Origin of the sequence: Thermosynechococcus sp. JY1331, from assembly GCF_031583475.1 — a bacterium.
Lineage (GTDB): Bacteria > Cyanobacteriota > Cyanobacteriia > Thermosynechococcales > Thermosynechococcaceae > Thermosynechococcus.
In genome coordinates, this window is the sequence record NZ_CP134180.1 from 2,270,341 (window position 1) to 2,288,956 (window position 18,616).

General features: G+C 52.3%; 16 protein-coding genes. 6 read left to right on the plus strand and 10 right to left on the minus strand.

The genetic code is table 11. From position 1 onward, the window contains the following. The first annotated feature begins 22 nt into the window (after positions 1–22). Positions 23–1,192 (plus strand): cysteine desulfurase family protein, encoded by a 1,170-nt coding sequence (locus RHJ31_RS11165; protein ID WP_302676636.1) that lies wholly within the window; start codon positions 23–25, stop codon positions 1,190–1,192. Positions 1,193–1,201: 9 nt separating this feature from the next. Beyond that, positions 1,202–1,651, plus strand: a complete 450-nt coding sequence (locus tag RHJ31_RS11170) for a hypothetical protein (RefSeq protein ID WP_302676637.1) — start codon at positions 1,202–1,204, stop codon at positions 1,649–1,651. Here RHJ31_RS11170 and RHJ31_RS11175 read toward each other — a convergent pair. Next, positions 1,648–5,370 (minus strand): EAL domain-containing protein, encoded by a 3,723-nt coding sequence (locus RHJ31_RS11175; RefSeq protein ID WP_302676638.1) that lies wholly within the window; start codon positions 5,368–5,370, stop codon positions 1,648–1,650. The genes RHJ31_RS11170 and RHJ31_RS11175 overlap by 4 nt on opposite strands. Before the next feature lie 712 nt (positions 5,371–6,082). Here RHJ31_RS11175 and RHJ31_RS11180 point away from each other — a divergent pair. The 4 genes from RHJ31_RS11180 to RHJ31_RS11195 are packed head-to-tail and all read left to right on the plus strand — an operon-like array spanning position 6,083 to position 8,626. Continuing rightward, positions 6,083–6,238 (plus strand): hypothetical protein, encoded by a 156-nt coding sequence (locus RHJ31_RS11180; protein ID WP_206201287.1) that lies wholly within the window; start codon positions 6,083–6,085, stop codon positions 6,236–6,238. Between the two features lie 44 nt (positions 6,239–6,282). Then, positions 6,283–6,531: a hypothetical protein gene (locus RHJ31_RS11185; RefSeq protein WP_302676639.1), complete on the plus strand. Its 249-nt coding sequence runs from the start codon at positions 6,283–6,285 to the stop codon at positions 6,529–6,531. Between the two features lie 13 nt (positions 6,532–6,544). Continuing rightward, positions 6,545–7,921: a magnesium transporter gene (mgtE, locus tag RHJ31_RS11190; protein ID WP_302676640.1), complete on the plus strand. Its 1,377-nt coding sequence runs from the start codon at positions 6,545–6,547 to the stop codon at positions 7,919–7,921. 3 nt (positions 7,922–7,924) lie between these two features. Continuing rightward, on the plus strand, positions 7,925–8,626 hold the full coding sequence (locus RHJ31_RS11195) for an MgtC/SapB family protein (RefSeq protein ID WP_206201285.1): 702 nt from the start codon (positions 7,925–7,927) through the stop codon (positions 8,624–8,626). A 5-nt stretch (positions 8,627–8,631) separates the two neighbouring features. Here RHJ31_RS11195 and RHJ31_RS11200 read toward each other — a convergent pair whose 3' ends face one another. The 9 genes from RHJ31_RS11200 to RHJ31_RS11240 all read right to left on the minus strand — a co-directional run bounded on the left by RHJ31_RS11200 (position 8,632) and on the right by RHJ31_RS11240 (position 18,463). Continuing rightward, positions 8,632–9,033, minus strand: a complete 402-nt coding sequence (locus RHJ31_RS11200) for a hypothetical protein (RefSeq protein WP_206201284.1) — start codon at positions 9,031–9,033, stop codon at positions 8,632–8,634. A 139-nt stretch (positions 9,034–9,172) separates the two neighbouring features. Continuing rightward, positions 9,173–10,576 carry a 3-isopropylmalate dehydratase large subunit gene (gene leuC / locus RHJ31_RS11205; protein WP_302676641.1) on the minus strand — a complete coding sequence of 468 codons (1,404 nt, stop codon included), beginning with the start codon at positions 10,574–10,576 and terminating at the stop codon, positions 9,173–9,175. A gap of 145 nt (positions 10,577–10,721) precedes the next feature. Continuing rightward, positions 10,722–11,387, minus strand: a complete 666-nt coding sequence (locus RHJ31_RS11210) for a hypothetical protein (protein ID WP_302676642.1) — start codon at positions 11,385–11,387, stop codon at positions 10,722–10,724. 17 nt (positions 11,388–11,404) lie between these two features. Then, positions 11,405–12,406, minus strand: coding sequence for a DNA methyltransferase (locus tag RHJ31_RS11215; RefSeq protein WP_310454353.1), 1,002 nt, complete (start codon positions 12,404–12,406; stop codon positions 11,405–11,407). 67 nt (positions 12,407–12,473) lie between these two features. Beyond that, complete coding sequence (gene gshB / locus RHJ31_RS11220; protein WP_302677816.1) at positions 12,474–13,430, minus strand: glutathione synthase; 957 nt, start codon at positions 13,428–13,430, stop codon at positions 12,474–12,476. A gap of 5 nt (positions 13,431–13,435) precedes the next feature. Then, positions 13,436–13,699 carry a glutaredoxin 3 gene (grxC, locus tag RHJ31_RS11225; RefSeq protein ID WP_250682073.1) on the minus strand — a complete coding sequence of 88 codons (264 nt, stop codon included), beginning with the start codon at positions 13,697–13,699 and terminating at the stop codon, positions 13,436–13,438. Positions 13,700–13,795: 96 nt separating this feature from the next. Beyond that, the gene (locus RHJ31_RS11230) at positions 13,796–15,109 is read right to left on the minus strand and encodes a CO2 hydration protein (RefSeq protein ID WP_302676644.1); all 1,314 of its coding nucleotides are present in this window, start codon (positions 15,107–15,109) and stop codon (positions 13,796–13,798) included. A 15-nt stretch (positions 15,110–15,124) separates the two neighbouring features. After that, complete coding sequence (locus tag RHJ31_RS11235) at positions 15,125–16,600, minus strand: NADH-quinone oxidoreductase subunit M (protein WP_206201277.1); 1,476 nt, start codon at positions 16,598–16,600, stop codon at positions 15,125–15,127. Positions 16,601–16,627: 27 nt separating this feature from the next. Continuing rightward, positions 16,628–18,463 (minus strand): NAD(P)H-quinone oxidoreductase subunit F, encoded by a 1,836-nt coding sequence (locus RHJ31_RS11240; protein ID WP_302676645.1) that lies wholly within the window; start codon positions 18,461–18,463, stop codon positions 16,628–16,630. Positions 18,464–18,616 lie beyond the last annotated feature (153 nt).

Genomic DNA, 18,616 nt, shown 5'->3' on the forward strand with positions numbered 1-18,616 from the left:
TTTTTGGGAGCTGCTCCTGCCCATGCAACTGTATTTCGACTATGGTGCAACAACCCCCTGTCGAGCAGAGGCTATTGCAGCGATGGTGGCGGCCTATGAACAGCAGTGGGGCAATCCATCGAGTATTCACGAGTGGGGGCAACGTGCAGCGATCGCCCTTGAACAGGCACGGCTGCAGGTGGCAGGGCTGATTCATGCCCAAGCGGATGAAATCATTTTTACCTCTGGGGGCACAGAAGCGGATAATCTTGCCCTGTGGGGAATTTGCCAACGCTATCGCCAACCTCAGCATTTAATTATTTCGGCAGTCGAGCATTCAGCGGTGGCCAAACCGGCGGCTGCCCTTGAAGCTCAAGGCTGGCAAGTGACCCGCTTAGCGGTGAATCGGTGGGGAGAGGTGGAACCCGCCCAACTACGGCAGGCTCTGCAACCGAACACGGTCTTGGTCTCGATCATCTACGGCCAAAGTGAGGTGGGCACGCTGCAACCCATTGCTGAACTCGCAGCCATTTGCCAAGAGGCGGGGGTGCTTTTCCATACGGATGCGGTTCAAGTGGCCGGACGAGTTCCCTTGGATGTGCAACGGCTAGGGGTGGATTTACTCTCGCTGTCCAGTCATAAAATTTATGGCCCTCAGGGAGCGGGGGCGCTCTATGTGCGATCGGGGGTACCCCTAGAGCCGCTCTTGCGTGGCGGGGGACAAGAACTGGATCTCAGGGCGGGAACCCAAGCAGTGCCAACCTTGGTGGGTTTTGGGGTGGCAGCGGAATGGGCCGCCACTGAACTAGCGACAGAACCGATGCGCCTTGCTCAACTGCGCGATCGCCTGTGGCAGCAGTTGCAGGATCATCCCCAAGTGGAACGAACAGGGCATCCATGGCAGCGATTGCCCCATCACTTGAGTTTGATTGTGCGCGATCGCCACGGCCAGCCCTTGAATGGCAAAACCTTTGTACGGCAACTCAACCTTGCGGGCATTGGCATTAGTGCGGGATCCGCCTGTCAAAGTGGTCAAACCCAATCCAGTCCCACCCTCTTGGCCATGGGCTACGATCCTGAAACCGCCAAAGCGGGAATACGCATTACCTTGGGGCGAGAGACCACCGCTGCCGATGTCGATTGGCTGGCCATGGTGCTGCGGCAATATCTTGCAGAGGCGATCGCTCCCCCCTTAGCAGTATCTCTTTCCTAGGGTGTATTCATGGTGTGGGCGGCATTATCTGCACAGGGGACTTGGGCACTGGCCAGCTATGGCGTGGTTGCCACCCTGATTCTGCTGTGGACAATTCTGCGATCGCTACAACACCCCTCGCAAAAAGCCGCCCTCGAAGCCGAAGTCGTGCGACTGCAAGATCACTGCAATCAACTCCAGCACCAACTTCAGGCAATAGCCGCCGAAAATCAACAATTACGAGCAGACAGCGATTACTGGCAACAGCAACACCAAGTCCTCAATGCTCAACTCACCACCCTAGAAACCACCTATCACCAACTGGAGATGAACCTTCAACGTCTCGAACAGGAGCGCGATCGCCTGCAACAGGCACTGCAACAGCCCGCCGACTGGTGGCAGGAAATGACGAAAAACTATCAAAGTTGGTGGGAAAGCCTGCCCTTTCTTCCCCATGAGGATACCAGCAGCAAATCCTAGGGCAAGCGATCAATCGGCAATGGTGGATAGAAGAGGTAGCCTTGGCCATAGCGACAACCGAGGTCGATTAATTGGGCGGCTTGGGTTGCTGTCTCCACCCCCTCTGCCACCACATCTAAGCGCAGGCTTTTACCGAGGGCAATCACGGCACCAATAATTTCCCGTGCCGCTTGGCTTTTCTCTAAGTTCTGGACAAAGGAGCGATCAATTTTCAGGGCGTGGATCGGCAACTGATGCAACCGACTCAGGGAGGAATAGCCCGTGCCAAAGTCATCAATGTTGAGGGCAACCCCCAGTTGTTGCAGTTCCTCGGCCACCTGCAATGTGGCTTCAAGGTTGCGGATCATGGTCGTTTCCGTAATCTCCAGATGAAGGAGATGGGGGGGCAATTGGGCACGGCGCAGCGCTGCCAAAATATCACTGACAAAGTTGGCATCCACCAGTTGTTGAGGCGAGATATTAATGCCCAAGGTCATGGTCTGGCGACGGCTGTCCTGTTGCCGCCACTGGCTGAATTCCTGCATCGCCCGTTCAAAGACCTGTCGGCCAAGGCTAACAATGAGACCGGCTTGCTCCGCAAGGCCAATAAATTCGGCGGCAGGAATTTCACCCTTTTCAGGATCAAACCAACGGCTCAGGGCTTCAAGACCCACGATCGCCTCCGTCTCCAGTTGAACAATGGGCTGAAAATAGACCTGTAGCTCACTGTTGGCGATCGCCTGATGCAGTTGACTCTCCAGCGTAAAGCAACTCTGGGCTTGGGTGTGCATTTGCGGGTCAAAAATCCGATACTGCCCTAATCCCTGTTTTTTTGCTTGGTACATAGCAATGTCAGCATCCCGCAGGAGGGTAGCGGCAGAGGCAGCGTCGCGATCGCTAAAAGTGACGCCAATGCTGGCACTGAGACTTAACAGATGGCCATCAATGACCAAGGGCTCCTGAATCACCCGCTCTAGATCGGCAACCCGTGCTTCTACCTGAGCCACCATTTGCTCAGGATCCAGATCTTCACACAGCACCACAAACTCATCGCCACTCAGGTGAGCCAAGGTATCCCCCTCCGGCACCACACTTTGCATCCGCTGGGCAAGGGTAATCAGCACCTGATCTCCTGCTTGGTGACCCAAGCTATCGTTAACCCGCTTAAAGCGATCAATATCAATAAAAACAACCGCAAAGGGGCGATCGCGATGGCGTTGATACTGCCGCCAGCAATGCTGCAATCGGTCTTGGAGCAGGGTGCGGTTCGGCAGTCCCGTTAGGGCATCGTGGAGGGCATCGTGAATTAAGCGATCCTCCATTTGCTTGCGGCGGGTAATGTCGCGTCCCACACATTGATACTCCACACAGCGGCCATGGTGATCAAAAAAAGCGCGGGTTGTCCATTCAAACCAAAGAATCTGGTCTTGGGGCAATGTCACGCCACACTCAATTGTGCTGAGGGGCTGCGTGGGGGTGAGGGCTTGCAGATGCTGTTGGAAGCGTTGCTGGGTCACCGCATCAAAGGGATGCTGGAGCACATCCCCCAGATCACAATTGATGCCCGCAGCAGCAAGATAGCGAAAGAAGGCGGGATTGCCAAAGGTGAGGTGTCCTTCAGGGGTACAGCGGTAGAGCAGTTCTGTTTGAGCCTCCAGCACCCGCCGATAGCGTTCTTTTTCCTGATGCAGCCCAGTCACCAGTTCAGCACGGTTGATGCCAAAGCCCAGTTGTTCGCCCAGTTGGCGGATCAATTCGACCTCGTCACTTGCCCAAGGTCGAGGAGAAGAGCAGTGGTGGCACAGGAGTAATCCCCAGAGACGTTCCTCCTCAATAATCGGTACCACTAAGAGGGCACGCACCTGCAATTGGTTGAGAAAGTCGCGATGACACTGGGTTATTTCAGCGGTGTTAATATCAGCAACCGCCAGTACCCGTCCCTGAAGGTAGGCTTCGGCAGACTCACGGTGGAAACAGGGGTCATAGAAGGTGCGGTGCATGAGAGAAAACTGCGGTGCCGCCACCGATTCAGCCACCACCTCACCCCGGCCATCGGCATAGAACTGGAAAAGCAGCGTGCGATCGACCCCCAGCAGTTGACGCACTTCCTCAAGGGCGGTTTTAAGAACCGTTTCCAGATCAAGGGAACGGCGAATTTTCAAGGTTAGCCGATGCAGGAGTTCCGCTTGGGTTTGCCGTCGCTGTAACGAAGTAGTGGAGTCCACCTGAAGCGTAATATTCCGGAAGAAAACGGCAAGGCCTCGGCCAGTGGGAAAAGCCCGTACCGCAAACCATTGGTTCAGCCCCTCATAGAAGGCTTCAAATTGGACGGGAGTTTGCTCTGCCATTGCCCGCCGACTTTGGCTTTCAAAAATTGAGTTGCGCTCATCGGGAAAGAGATCCCAGAGGTTTTGCCCCAGCATCTCTGAGGCAGATTTCCCCACTAGACGGCAAAAATTTCCGTTGACATAGATAACTGTGAAGTCGCGATCCACTTCAAAAAAGTGATCCGACATGCTCTCCAAAATATCAGTCACTTGGTTGTAGGCCGCTTGCAGGCGATCGCTAAATTGGCGCTGTTCCGTGACATCCCGTGCAGCACCATAGATGCGCCCTTGACTGAGCAGGCCTTGCCATTCGTACCAGCGATAGTCTCCCCCTTGGGTGCGCAGGCGAATTGTGTGGTTACTGATTTGCTCCCCAGCAAGGAGACGTTGCTGCATCTCCCGATGGCGGGGGCGATCGCCGGGGTGGAGAAATTCCTCAAACTTTGCCCCTGCCAACCGATTCAGGTCATAGCCCAGGCAGGTATGCCAGTGTTGATTCACCCGCCGCAGCCGTCCCTCACTATCGGCAATCATAAATAGCTCTAGGGAGGAGCCAAAGAAATACTCTAGTTCAGCCGTTTTTTGGGCAATTTCTGCTTGCAGACGCATGCGATCGCTAATGTCCCGCTGCACACCAAAGTGGCCAATGATTTCCTTATTTTGGTTGTAGAGACACACATAATTCCCCTCAACCCAAAAGGAACTACCATCGCGGCGGTGGAGTTCAATTTCAATGTGAAAATAGCCCAGATCAAAGAGTGCTCGCCACAGCCGTTTGGCGAGTTCCAGATCATCCTTAAAGCAAATGCGCGGCGTCAGGCCAATCAGCTCCTGCGGCGGTAATTGATACTGCTGGGCAAAGGCACTGTTGACACGCGTAATCCGCTGATGATCAAGGACATACTCCAAGATTTCCTCTTTGTTGACCGTGTCATCCCAGCGAATGGGCTGATCCAACATCATGAAGAAGCAGGCCTCAAGGGATTGTTGAAAAAAGGCTTCCAGTAGTTCTTGCTTGGCTTGTAGCTCTAGCTCGAGTTGACGGCGACGGGTAATATCCCGCGATGTGGAGACTAAAAATAAAACATTTCCCCCTGCATCACAAATGGGGTGCGTGAGGGTTTCCAACCAAACATATCCGCCATGCTTTTTGCGGATGCGATAGGTTTCTATCACATTCACACTGCCTTGCAGGGCGAGGGCATGGGCACCACTGCGAATGCGCTCTGCATCCTCAGGATGAAATAATGTGTAGGGACTCTTACCAATCAGTTCTTCAGGAGAATAGCCTAAAAGGGTTTTGCTGGAGGGAGTCACATATAGATAGTTGCCATCCGGTTCGTGCAGGCAAATGAGATCATCGGTGTAGTTGACCAATAATTCAGTAAAGTGCTCAAATTCATCTATAATCATTCGCTAGAATCCACAATTTTTATCACGCATTAAGATACTTCTGGACGTTTTACACTATGAAACTTTAAGTAATGATTAACAATTTTAGCGAATGACAGCCCTTTCCTGAAATATCAGCGACATAACGGGAGTGCGGTGCTCTGCCATCGGGGCTTTTACCGGGGTGAGGGTATTTGATCGCTGTGAAAAGGGCGATACGACCAGAAATGCCCCACTGCAATGCCCTAGCTGTTCATATGATCCTTGACAAAGACTTGCTCACCCCCTAAAATGCCAGTTGGCAGTCGAAAGATTTCCTAGGCTGCTGGCATTTGTCTATTTTTGGAGATTTTCTTAATGGAGTCTAGTAGGAGTCACTGTAGTGCTGCTTCTGGTGACCCCATCTCCGCTAATGAAGATCCCTGCCATAGGTGGAGCCTCTCTCCCCTAAGGATCGCCGAGGTGAATTCAGACTTGTCTGCTGCCTAATGGCTTGAACTTCTGGTTCATCTCCGCGCGTTCCAAGGCAGTTGATCTGCAAATGGAGATGGATCACGAAGCAAATTGGTCAATAGGTCTCAGTCTCGTATCTACCTGAGTCTGCCTAAGGTTGGCTGGCTCAAATCTGTTTGTTGTTGAGAGCGATCGCCCGTAGTCAAGCGTTTTTATTGAACGACTACTTTTCATCGCTCAAGTTGTTGCGTGGCAAAACCATTAGCAACGGAGAGTTTCTATGTTTGAAGTTTGTTTGTTCAGCATGATGGCCGAAATGCTGGGAATTACCCTTTCGGAAGTGCTGGGTGTTGCCCTTGGCCACCTGATGATTACGGTCATGAGCCAAGCGATCGCCCACTTGGGAGAGTTCTCACCCTTTGAGTTGTCTCGTTAAACCCTAAAACATCCTATTGTCGTTTCTCAATGGAGCTTAGAACCATGATAACCAACGATGTAAAGCAGGCATTTCTGTGCCCCTATACCCTTTACCGTGGGCACGTCACCCTAGACGCGCTGACCTTTGATGCCTACCTGCAGAAATTTGCTCAACGGGCAGGGTTTATTGCTGCTCTCCATACGAGTGGGAAACTTTCTACATCCGAAGCCTACAACCAGTTGGCTGATCTCTGGCATCAATTGAGCGAAGCCTATGCCCCTGTCTCACCCACCCTAAATTGTCAACCATAGAAGGAGCAATGCGATGGTAATCAATCCCCTCGATGATCTGCTGACCTATCCGCAGGGTCTCGGTGCTGCCAAGCGGACAGCCAACCAACTGACGATTCCTGAGCTAGTGCGTGCCCTGCGCCAAATTGACCCCCATAAGCGGGTATTGGCCTTTCGCCTCCTCGAAAAAGACAAGGCGATCGCAGTCTTTGAAGCCCTGACTCCCGATGAGCAGGCAACCCTCATTGAAGGGATGACGGATCCTGAGATTCTGCATTTTCTAGAAGCCCTTGAGGCCGATCAACGGGTGCGTCTCTTTGAGGAATTACCTGCCAAGGTCACCAAACGGTTGCTCAGCCAGTTAAGCTCAGAATCCCGCGACGCCGTGAACCTGCTGTTGGGCTATCCTGAGGGCACAATTGGTCGGCGCATGAATCTGCGCTACTTGGCGCTGCGGCAAGACTTGACCGTGGAGCAGGCGATCGCCGCTATCCGTGAGAGTTCCTTGGATATTAATGACCTGAGCATTATTTTTGTCATTGATGAACAGCGCTTTTATCGTGGCTTTGTGCAGCCGATCCAGTTGATGAAAGCAAATCCCCACCAGCCGCTTCAAGATTTGGTGCAAGGACAGGAACTGGCGATCGCTGTGACCGCGCCGGAACTATCCGCAGCCAAACTCCTCAAGGAATACGATGTCCCTGCTATTCCTGTGGTGGATCAAGAGGGGCGACTGGTGGGCGATATCACCTTTGATGATGTGATTGACCTGATTGAGGAGGAGGCAACGAGCACCATTTTGGCGCAAGCAGGTGTGGGCAACTTGCTCAACCGCGATCAAGCTTGGAGTGAACGACTGGTGCGCGGTCCCATTCGCTATGCAGTGCAACTGCGGATTATCTGCCTGATCATTACCCTCATTGGCGGTATGATTGTTGGCGGCGTGATTCAGTACTTTGAGGAAGTTCTGGAAGCCGTCGTTGCCGTAGCCATTTTCATTCCTGTGGTCATGGACATGGGAGGCAATGTCGGTACCCAATCCACCACTGTCTTTGCCCGTGGTCTTGCTTGGCAGCACATTGATATTCGTCGCTATGGCGGTTATCTCTTTCGCGAGTTTCGCATTGGTGCGATCATGGGTCTTATCTTGGGAACTGCTGGCGGCTTGATTGCCTTCTTCTGGCAAGGGCTACCCAACGACATTCCCCAACTGGGACTGGCTGTAGGGATTTCACTTTTTGTTGTAATTACCTTCGCGGCGATCTTAGGGGCATTGCTTCCTTGGGTGTTGCTGAAGTTGGGTTTTGACCACGGGCCAGCGGCGGATCCCTTTATCACAACCATCAAGGACTTTACAGGGCTGTTGCTCTACTTCTATCTGGTGAGTGTCTTCCTAGGGCTGTCGTTTTAACCGATGTCAACAAGTGATTTTATTGTCCGTTTGGTAGCAGCCTTTTGTCTTGGGGCAGCCCTCGGCTTGGAGCGACAATGGCGGCAACGCATGGCCGGTCTGCGCACAAATACCCTCGTGGCAACGGGGGCAGCACTATTTGTCATGCTCTCGGCTTTGACGCCGGGGGAAGCGAGTCCAACGCGGATTGCCGCCCAAATTGTCTCTGGTATTGGGTTTCTCGGCGGGGGCGTGATCCTGCGGGAAGGCCTCTCAGTACGGGGTTTGAATACGGCCGCTACTCTCTGGTGTGCAGCGGCGGTGGGGGCACTGTGTGGTTCGGGATTACTCTATCAGGCAACCTTAGGAGCAGTGGCAGTGCTCATGGCCAATCTGCTCTTGCGTCCCCTCGGCTATCGCATCAATCAGCAGCCCCTCAAGGGCACCGAAGTGGAGTTGTGCTATCGCTGTGATATTGTCTGCCGTGCTGAGGCAGAGGCTCATTTGCGGGCACTGCTGTTGCAGTCATTAGCGGGCAGTCGGCTGAAGTTGCGATCGCTCCTCAGCGAGGATATTGAAGACACCCCCGATCGCGTCCATATTGAAGCAGAACTCCTCAGTCAAGAGCGCAATGATGACTTTGTAGAAGGGCTGGTGAGCCGCTTGAGTTTAGAACCCAGTGTTCTTTCGGCGCGCTGGCGCATTACAGAGCAGGAGTATGGTTGATTTCTCTAGGGATAGAGGCGCATATTCAGACGAGCGGTGGTGCCCGCTTGCGGACATTGCAGACGCGGCGTATAAGTACCGCCAACTCGCCACACGGAAATATAGCGATTATCCCGTACCCATTGAATGGTTACTTCGCCACTACAGCCAAAATTACCGCCAAGATCGCGATCGCTAAAAAAGCCGCGCACGAAGCCATTGCCGCTTGCCGTGACGTTAATGGTGCCCTCATAAACTCGTCCATTGACTTTGGTGGTGTAGGGCAAGATATCTCCGGGCAAGGGGCTAAGCTGGTAGCCGTAAATTTCAGTCAGCCCGCTATCAGAAACTAGCGTCTCAGCAGCAGCAGGCAAAATAGAGGCCATACCCAGAACCACTGCCCCCAGCAAGCCCTGTAACATTTTCATAGGCAGCCTCCTTTTGGAAAGATTGGAAACATAAACCGCTCCTCCCCTTGTCTCTATTGTCATTGTCTAGGAGGATAATTTCATACTTTAGGGAATGTGACAGGGCTGATAAAGAACTTGATATCTATTAAGCAGGACATCAAAGAAATGCCCGCACATCTGTAACTTCACCCGTAATAGCTGCGGCGGCCACCATCGCTGGACTCATGAGGAGTGTCCGTCCCGCTGCTGATCCTTGGCGTCCTTTGAAGTTGCGATTGGAAGATGAGGCACTGATCTGACGCCCTTGCAGCTTGTCGGGATTCATGGCGAGGCACATCGAGCAACCAGGATTGCGCCATTCAAACCCTGCGGCTTGGAAAATGACATCGAGACCCTCCGCTTCGGCTTGCGCTTTCACCCGTTCTGAACCGGGGACAACGAAGGCTTTGACACCGGGTTTGACTTTGCGCCCTTCGACAACTTTGGCAGCCTGCCGCAGATCACTAATGCGACCATTGGTGCAACTGCCAATAAAGCAGACATCAATCTTGGTGCCTTGAATGGGCTGCCCCGGTTGCAGATCCATGTAAGCATAGGCTTCAGCGGCGATCGCCCGTTCTGCCTCGGGCAAACTCTCTAGGGTGGGCAAGGTCTCATCCACCGCAATGCTTTGGCCGGGGGTAATGCCCCAAGTGACCGTCGGTGCAATATCTGCAGCTGCAAATGTGACAACATCATCGTATTCAGCATCGGCATCACTGACGAGCGATCGCCACCACACCAGCGCCTCATCCCAAGCCTTGCCTTGGGGAGCAAAGGGGCGGCCTCGTAAATAGGCAAAGGTGGTTTCATCGGGGTTGACATAACCGCAGCGGGCTCCCCCTTCAATGGCCATATTGCAGACGGTCATCCGCTCTTCCATTGAGAGCTGGGCAAAGGTACTGCCAGCAAACTCATAGGCATAGCCAACACCGCCTTTAACACCAAGGTGGCGAATAATGTGGAGGATGAGATCCTTGGCATAGACCCCAGAGCCAAGGGAGCCATTCACTTCTACTTTGCGAACCTTCAGCTTATTGAGGGCGAGGGTCTGAGTCGCCAACACATCCCGCACTTGACTGGTGCCAATCCCAAAGGCGATCGCCCCAAAGGCACCGTGGGTAGAGGTGTGGCTATCCCCGCAGGCGATCGTCATCCCCGGTTGCGTTAACCCCTGCTCAGGGGCAATCACATGGACAATGCCCTGACGACCGGAGCCAATCCCAAAGAAAGGAATATTGTGAGCACGGCAATTCGCCTCAAGGGCTTGCAGCATCTCTTCGGCAAGGGCATCTTGGAGAGGACGCGCCACCGTATCTGTCGGCACAATATGATCCACCGTCGCCACAGTTCGCTGCGGATACAACACCGCCAATCCCCGCTCCCGCAGCATGGCGAAGGCTTGGGGACTCGTGACTTCGTGAATCAGGTGCAGGCCAATAAAGAGCTGCGTTTGCCCTGAGGGCAGTGTAGCCACCGTGTGCTGTTCCCAAACCTTATCAAAAAGTGTGCCGCGACTCATAGACTCGTGAAAAAATCTAGTTTATCAATTATAGGCAAAAGGAAGAGATTCAGTACAGTGATTATACAAGGCAACTATCCGTTTTCAGTCGCATCACAGCCATGTTGCAGCTTGGTTTATGATGCTTAACTTTATGAAAAAAGCTTTAATCGCTATGATTAAGCCAAAACTCGCGAACTTTTGTAAAGTGTTTCAACCGCTCTTCAATTTTGCTAATTTCACGGGGATAGAATTCAGCTAATGCATCACACAACTCAAGCATCCACTGCTTGCGGGAGTAGCCACGGTTAATCGTTAAAACATTAGAGTTCGCAATCTGGATTTGCCCCCAACCCAAAGCGCCAATTGTTAAGCAGTCCCACCCCAAAAACTCGATTGGCAGAAATTGAACATTTTCAATACCGATACGCGTTCTTTGAGCCTCATAGGCAATCAGCAAAATTGCAAAAACATTTTCATCTGATTGATAGAAACGAGTGAGGCGTTCTACAGAAATTAAATTGGGCATATTAAACTGTGTACTCAATCTGTGGGTTTTCACGTCAATGACATAGTAAAATCCTTGATCATCCTTGAAAGCGAGATCAGCCATGGCTCTACGGGCAAAATGTGCTGAATAGTTTTTACAAATCTCTTCACCAAGAACTGCCTGTAGATGATTGGCAAGAATTTGCTGAACAGCATCGCCAACAGCTCTTGGGCTATTGATTGTCACAGCAGACAAGAAATCTTCCTGTGAGTTTAAGAGTTCTTTGATGTTTTCTTCGATTTGACCAATCTGATCACCATAGAAAATATGTCTTTTTTCCATTGATTCTTATGTTTCTCCTAGGGAAAAAGCTCTGGTTGGTGAAATAGTTTTTCGCACTGATACTGCTTTTGCGTAAAACGTCCTTGCTCACTTAATGTGTTTCTTTCCCAAAACACGCCATCAGCATAGCCCTGAATCGAAGCATCTACTTCAGCCATTTCAAGGCGCTTCTCCGCTAGGCAAGCATAAGTCTCATCCAGTTCAACCCCCAAAAAACGCCTACCGAGCTTCTTGGCAACGACAGAGCTTGTTCCGGAGCCGAGGAATGGATCAAAAATAATGTCATCTGGATTGGAGCTAGCTAAAATGACCTTAGCCAGTAGTTTCTCGGGCTTTTGGGTGGGATGATCTGTATTTTCTGGCATTGACCAAAAGGGCACAGTTAAGTCTGTCCACAGGTTAGAAGGATGCGTTAGGCGGTAATTTCCTTCTTCCGTGGCTTCCCAATCTTTGGGATGTCCATTGACTCTATAGGGAGCGATGACTTTACGCTTGAGCTTAACAGCCTCAACATTAAAGGTGTACTCATTAGAAACAGTGCAGAACCATATATCCTCAGAGGCATTTTTCCAATTCTTGCTTGCTCCTCGTCCTTTCTCGCGCTCCCATGTAATTCGGTTGCGGATTTGAAAACGGTCTTTAATGACTTCAAATACAGCAGTTGAGGATTCCCAATCAGAGCAAATATAAATAGATGCAGTTGGTTTTAGAATTTTTTCAAGACTCGACAAGCAAGACTCTAGCCAGTTGATGTAATCCTCTAAACTTTTTTTCTTGAAGCTAATTGAGTTAAATACTTTGTTCAGGTTGTAAGGTGGATCAATAAACAGCAAATCAACAAATTGACTTGGGAGAAACTTGATGACCTCAAAGATATCTTGATGGATGGTGCGGTTAATGATTTCTGATAGGCTCACAGGATGACTCAACCGTAGGAGTCGCTGTCGATACTTCGCTTGTTCTTGCTCGGTCAACGTAATTGTTCTATTTCTGGGGGCGCGTTCTTTGCTGTGAACCATATCGCTTTATCAAAACTTGATTACTGGTTTGAATCACATCCCCTGAGTGGCTAAGCATGACTCAATGTTAACCTAATAGCCAAGCCATCACCTGTTGACCAAGGCAAGTCCCATTGAGGCGATCGATCTCACGAACGCCCGTGGGGCTAGTGACATTCACTTCTGTCAAATAGCCACCAATGACATCAATCCCCACAAAGTACAGGCCATCGCGCCGTAGGGCAGGGGCTAAAGTTTGACAAATCTGGCGATCGCGCTCGGTAATTTCCACTGCTGCCACGCGTCCGCCGGTGGCCATATTGCCCCGAAAGTCATCCCCTGTGGGAATCCGATTCACAGCACCAATGGGTTCCCCATTGAGAAGAATAATCCGCTTATCGCCTTCCTTGGCCGCGGGTAGGTACTCCTGCACCATCACCGGTAGCTGTCCCCACTGAGTACTCATTTCAATCATGGAATTGAGGTTGCGATCGCCCACCTGCAAAAAGAGAATGCCTTCTCCGGCTTTGCCCCCCAAGGGCTTGAGAACGGCCATGCCCTGCTGCTGCACAAATTCCCGAATGCGCTGCTTATCTCCTGTGACAATGGTCTTGGGAGTCACACTCGTAAATTGCAGGGCATACATCTTTTCATTGGCATGGCGCAACCCTGCGGGCGAGTTGAGGACAAGGGTGGTCTGGGGATCGATTAAATCAAGACAGTACGTGGCATAGAGGTAGGCGGTATTCACGGGGGGATCCTTGCGCATCCACACGGCTCGAAAGGTGTTGAGGGGTCGCCATTCCACTGCCCCCGTCTGAAACCAAGGTTGGGGAATCTGCCACTGGCCAGCCACTAATTGCACGGGCGATAACTGGATCGGGGTGAGCGCTGCCCATACCTGACCTTCGCGGATCAGCAGTTGGGAAATTTCCGTTACCCACACCTGTGCGCCTGCCGCTTGCGCTGCTTCCATCAAGGCCACACTGGTATCGTGGCCGGGGTCAAGGCGGGCGATCGGGTCAATAATAAAGGCAATATCCACCGTCATTAAGCTGCCGCTTGCAACAGAGCGTCCAATTTCCCTTGTGCCTCTAGGGCATAAAGATCATCGCAGCCGCCAATGTGTTCGTTGTTAATAAAAATTTGCGGGAGCGATCGCCGGCCATGGGCACGTTGAGCCATTGCAGCACGAGCCGCTTCATCGCCATCAATGACGTACTCGGTAAATTTTACTCCCTTGCGGGTTAACAGCTGCTTTGCCCGAATACAAAAAGGACAACGAGACCACGTATAAATTTCCACGTTGGCCACGGCTTTACCTCGTTACAAAAATTCACTTTGATTCCAGCCTAGCAAAAAGGGAGAAGAGACACACCCCCTCTCCCTAATGTCCTGTCCTACAACTCCCTACAAATAATTGGGATCTTGGACATTGCGAATTTTGCAGGCTTCAGCAATGCCGTACTGCGGTCGCAAGAAGCGATCCATCTGAGCCACAAAGAAACGCCGGTTGGCCATGAGATGCTCCGGATTAGGATCATCTAAGGGGTAGTAGAAGGCGGCACGGGTTGCTTGCAAAACAGCGGAGGTCACCGTGTACATCGCATGCTGGAAGGCAATTCCCAACTGCACCAAAATATCATCCTCGCCGCGACAGTGCTGGTGGAAGTAATCCTTCAGGTACTGGGGTAGGAAGTGATACATGTCCTGATGCAGCAGTGTGGGGGGAATCCCCGCCGTCCCCACCGGGAATTTATCGGCAAAGAGAATGCCATAGTGGAAGTCCACCTGATCAGTGGGCACCTGATTGGCTTGGGCATTGTAGGACTTCGTTCCCCGGAAGGGCGCCGTGCGGTAAAAGACCGCTTCCACATAGGGGAAGGCCGCTTCATAGAGCCACATAAAGCCCTTTTCCTTGGGCACAAGGACATGCACCTCGCCATCAATATAGACGTGGTGGTAAATCGGGCGACCGGCAATGGCAAAAATTCCATTGACCAAGAAGTTCATGGCATCCTTGACGCTGGTAATGCTGCCCTCGTCATAGCGATCGCTCATCTCAAGGAAGACGGGTGCCATCACTTCCCAAAATAGCCCCAGCACGTTCATGTAGGTGGCTTGGCGAGCCTGCTCCAAGAAGAGGTCGGGAAAGAGCTTGTACAGCCCGAGCATCAGCGGGTTGCCTTTGAAGTAGGCGCGGATTGCCCTATCGGCGGCGGCTTTGTACTCTTCAGAGTCAAGGTAGATATCCAGCTGCCCCCCCATGCGATGCCACATCATTGAGCGCGCCAAGCTTTCGGAAAACTCCATGTTGATGCGGTCGTGCCAAAGGTGGTGGAGCAGACGCGGCATTTTCCCTGTTTCCCCCTTTGCAATAAATTCCATCAATTCGGGGTGGGCATGGGCAGGGCCACGCCAAATCCGCAGATCCGCTGTATCCCCAGCATAGTGATTGGCCAACTCAAAGTAGTCCTTGGTTGGAAAATACTTGAAGAAGGGAAAAGGATGGATAAATACCCGCTCACCGAGGTACAGCAAATTCCGCCAGTAAAAGTCCATTGGAATGGCGTAGGCCTTGTACATACCGATGATCTTCATCAGGTTCACTGGCGTGTCGGGAATGAGGGCACCCCCCGCCTCAAGGCGGTAAATAATGTCGGCGAGGGGGTGATCCAGTGGGGGCAGTTTTGCCGAACTGGGACGCTCAATTGTTTCAACCATGGTTTCCTCTCTGAGCTATAGGGGTAAACTGGCAACGGTTTCGGTGGCAGTGGGGATGGCGGCAACCAGTTGCGCACTGGTGGTTTCACTCCAACGCACCAGCCATGTTGGTTGGATGCCCAGAACCAGAATCAGCAGTGTCAGTACCATAGCGGGGAACTTCTCTGACCAAACCACCCGTGGGTAGTAGGCAGTGGCATTGTCAAGACGACCAAAGCAGGTGCGGTTAATCAAAATTACAAAATAAACAGCCGTGAGGCCGGTGCCCACCACCGCAATTAGAGTTGGCATCGGGAAGGTACCATAGCTGCCTTGGAAGATTAAAAATTCCGCCACAAACCCCACTAATCCTGGAATACCGGCACTGGCCATCCCCCCCAAAATGAGGAGAGCACTGGTGGTCGGTAACCCCCGCAGAGGATTGAGCAAGCCATTGAGCACATTGAGTTCGCGGGTGCCAACTTTCGTTTCAATGACGCCAACCAAATAGAACAGCAATGCCAAAATCAGGCCATGGCTAATCATTTGGGCAATGGCGCCGACGATGCTGAGGTGGGTATGGGCTGCTGCCGCCAACAATACGTAGCTCATGTGACCAATGGAGCTATAGGCCACCATGCGTTTAATGTCCTTTTGGGCGATCGCAGCCAGTGCTCCATAGCTAATGCCAAGAGCCGCTACAAGGGCCAGCAGGCCAGAAAACTGCCCCCAAGCCTCTGGAAAACAGCCTAAGGCAAACCGCACTAGGCCATAGGCACCCAGCTTAGCTAGGATCCCCCCAAGGAGAATGGCGGTTGGCATTGAGGCTTCCACATAGGCATCGGGCAACCAACTGTGGAGGGGCACCAAGGGCATTTTGATGCCAAAACCTAGGATCAACAGCAGCAGCAGAATCCCTTGGGTCGTCGGTGCCAAGCCAGCAACCTGAATATCTTGATAGTCAAAGCTAGGAGCGTGGGTGAGCCAGCCCATCCCCAAAAAGGCAGCTAGCACGAGAATTCCTGAGACTGCCGTATAGATCAGAAACTTGATCGCTGCCTGCTCGCGACGCTGCCCGCCCCAGATCAAAATCAACAGGTAAAAGGGCACCAACTCAACTTCGTAAAAGAGAATGAACAGCAGCAGATTTTGTGCTGCGAACGCCCCGGTAATTCCCGCATTGGCCAAAAGAACAAGGGCATAGAAGAGCCGATGGCCACTTTTTTCACCCGTGAACACAACCACAAGGGTTAAGAACGTTCCCAAGACAATCAGCGGGAGGGACAACCCATCCACACCAAGGGAATAGTTCAATCCCAAGGGCGACAGCCACGGCACAAATTCCGTAAATTGTAGTGCGGTCTGCTGGACATCAAACTGCGTCAGCATCCAGAGGGACAGGGCAAAGGTGACACCAGCGCTCACCAAAGCAACCGAACGCAAGGCTCGTTCTGGCAGCAGCGGCATCAGCAGCGCACCGATGACAGGCAAAACAATTAACAGCGTCAGCATAGGGCAAGAACCTCAAGGAATGGAGCACTAAGCCAGCAGTGGCCAACAAATGGCAATCACCAGAAGGGCGACCCCCATCAAAATGGTGAGGATATAGGCTTGGGATTGACCCGTTGTACTGTACTTCAGGCGATCGCCCCCCAACAGGGTTGCCCCGCCAAAGGCATTGCCAGTGCCATCCACAAACGTGCGATCAAACCAAGCAGTCATGCGGGAAATCATATCCACTGCTCCCACCACGGTGGCTTTGTAGAGCTTCGGCGTATAGAAATCGTAGGCCAGCAGATCCTGTACCGACGGTAGGGGAAACTGCACCGGCTTGGGAATGGCTTGGCCGAGATAGACCCATGCGGCTGCACCCCAACCCAAAAGGGCAGTTACGGTCAGTGCAACTGGGGTGGTCAAGGAGGGATGGGTCCAAATCACCCAATCAAAGCGCCCCATGAGAATGGGCAAGTGCAGCACCAGACCCAGATCAACGGTCATCGGCAAAATCATCGGCCAAAAGACCTCGGGCGATCGCGCCGTCATTGGTTTGACCTCACCGCCCCAAATCAGGCAGAACGTGCGACCAAGACTAAAGGCAGCAAACGCATTCATCAATAGAAGCACCACCCCCACCCAAGGCAGTTGGGCAAAGGCCGTGTCCAGCAATTCTGCCTGTGGGAAAAAGCTGGCCAAGGGGGGAACTGCCAGCAACCCTGCAGAACCAACGAGAAACGAAATACCGGAAATGGGGCGCCGCGACCACAGCCCGCCCAATAGGCGCAGATCTTGGGTAATGCTATTCCAAATAATGCTGCCAATGCTCATCATCAGCAGTGCCATGGCCACGCCGTAGGTGAGAATAAAGACAAAGGCTAAGCCCGGCTCCTTGAGACCAACGGCAATAAACACCCAGCCCATGTAGGCACTCACCAAATAGGAGAGGGCGCGTTTAATGTCCACTTGGGCAATGGCAATCAGGGTTCCTCCCAACGCCGTGACGCTACCAATGACCAGCAAACCTGTTAGAGCGACAGAGGAAAGGCTCAGCACCGGCGTCAGCTTCACCAGCACCCATGCCCCCGTGCCCACAACGATGGCATTCCGCAGAATAGAGGCAGGCACAGGGCCTTCCATGGCCTCATCCAACCACAGGTGCAATGGGAATTGGGCACATTTCCCCATTGGCCCGGCAATCAGCGCCAAACAAATTAAGGTAATGAGGGTGGGATCTACCTGAGCCGTAGCTGCCCAACCCGCTAAATCGTCGTAGTTCCAAGAGCCAGCAAGGGGATAAATCGCCAACACCCCCATCAGCAGCACCAAGTCTCCCACCCGCTTGGTGAGGAAGGCATCGCGGGCACCGGTCACCACCAGCGGTTGGTTAAACCAAAAGCCGATGAGCAAATAGGTCGCTAGGGTCAGAATTTCGAGCATGACATAGTTAAAAAACAGAGAATCCAGCAGCACCAGCGCCCCCATCCCCCCTTCAAACAGAGCCAATAGGGCAAAAAAGCGCGCCCAGCCCCAATCCATCTCCATGTAGCCGATGGCAAAGATCTGAGCCATGAGGTTCAAACCCGTAATCAGCATCAGGGCAGTGGTCGTCAAAATCGAAATTTCAACGGGAATGTCAAAGTGCAGACCCGCCACATCCAGCCACGTCCAGTGCAAATACTGCGGCGGTTGGTTGGCGATCGCCACCGTGGCCAACAGTGCATGAACAAAGGAGAACAACGTGAGCAAGAGATTCAAATAGCCCGCTGGACGAGGTCCCGTTTTCCGGGTGATCCCCGGTGACCAAATCAAGGACAGCACCATTCCCGCCAGCGAGTAAAAGGGAATGAGCCATACTGTGTCCGCAAATGATTGCAACATAAACCCCGCTTATGCCTATGGACAAGACTAATTAGATTTAATCTTATCTATGAATGGCACCAGACCTTCTAGGGCTAAGTGCAAAGTTGCATCAATATCTCTTATCGCCCAGATAAAAGGCAACTATGAAGGATTGAGCATTGTTTAGGATAG

Bases quoted from the DNA above. Each gene is read 5' to 3' on its own strand.
- RHJ31_RS11235 (WP_206201277.1), bottom strand. From the start codon at position 16,600: ATGCTGACGCTGTTAATTGTTTTGCCTGTCATCGGTGCGCTGCTGATG.
- RHJ31_RS11180 (WP_206201287.1), top strand. From the start codon at position 6,083: ATGTTTGAAGTTTGTTTGTTCAGCATGATGGCCGAAATGCTGGGAATT.
- mgtE (WP_302676640.1), top strand. From the start codon at position 6,545: ATGGTAATCAATCCCCTCGATGATCTGCTGACCTATCCGCAGGGTCTC.
- RHJ31_RS11175 (WP_302676638.1), bottom strand. From the start codon at position 5,370: ATGATTATAGATGAATTTGAGCACTTTACTGAATTATTGGTCAACTAC.
- RHJ31_RS11230 (WP_302676644.1), bottom strand. From the start codon at position 15,109: ATGGTTGAAACAATTGAGCGTCCCAGTTCGGCAAAACTGCCCCCACTG.
- RHJ31_RS11185 (WP_302676639.1), top strand. From the start codon at position 6,283: ATGATAACCAACGATGTAAAGCAGGCATTTCTGTGCCCCTATACCCTT.
- leuC (WP_302676641.1), bottom strand. From the start codon at position 10,576: ATGAGTCGCGGCACACTTTTTGATAAGGTTTGGGAACAGCACACGGTG.
- RHJ31_RS11210 (WP_302676642.1), bottom strand. From the start codon at position 11,387: ATGGAAAAAAGACATATTTTCTATGGTGATCAGATTGGTCAAATCGAA.
- RHJ31_RS11170 (WP_302676637.1), top strand. From the start codon at position 1,202: ATGGTGTGGGCGGCATTATCTGCACAGGGGACTTGGGCACTGGCCAGC.
- RHJ31_RS11240 (WP_302676645.1), bottom strand. From the start codon at position 18,463: ATGTTGCAATCATTTGCGGACACAGTATGGCTCATTCCCTTTTACTCG.
- RHJ31_RS11200 (WP_206201284.1), bottom strand. From the start codon at position 9,033: ATGAAAATGTTACAGGGCTTGCTGGGGGCAGTGGTTCTGGGTATGGCC.
- RHJ31_RS11215 (WP_310454353.1), bottom strand. From the start codon at position 12,406: ATGGTTCACAGCAAAGAACGCGCCCCCAGAAATAGAACAATTACGTTG.
- RHJ31_RS11195 (WP_206201285.1), top strand. From the start codon at position 7,925: ATGTCAACAAGTGATTTTATTGTCCGTTTGGTAGCAGCCTTTTGTCTT.
- RHJ31_RS11165 (WP_302676636.1), top strand. From the start codon at position 23: ATGCAACTGTATTTCGACTATGGTGCAACAACCCCCTGTCGAGCAGAG.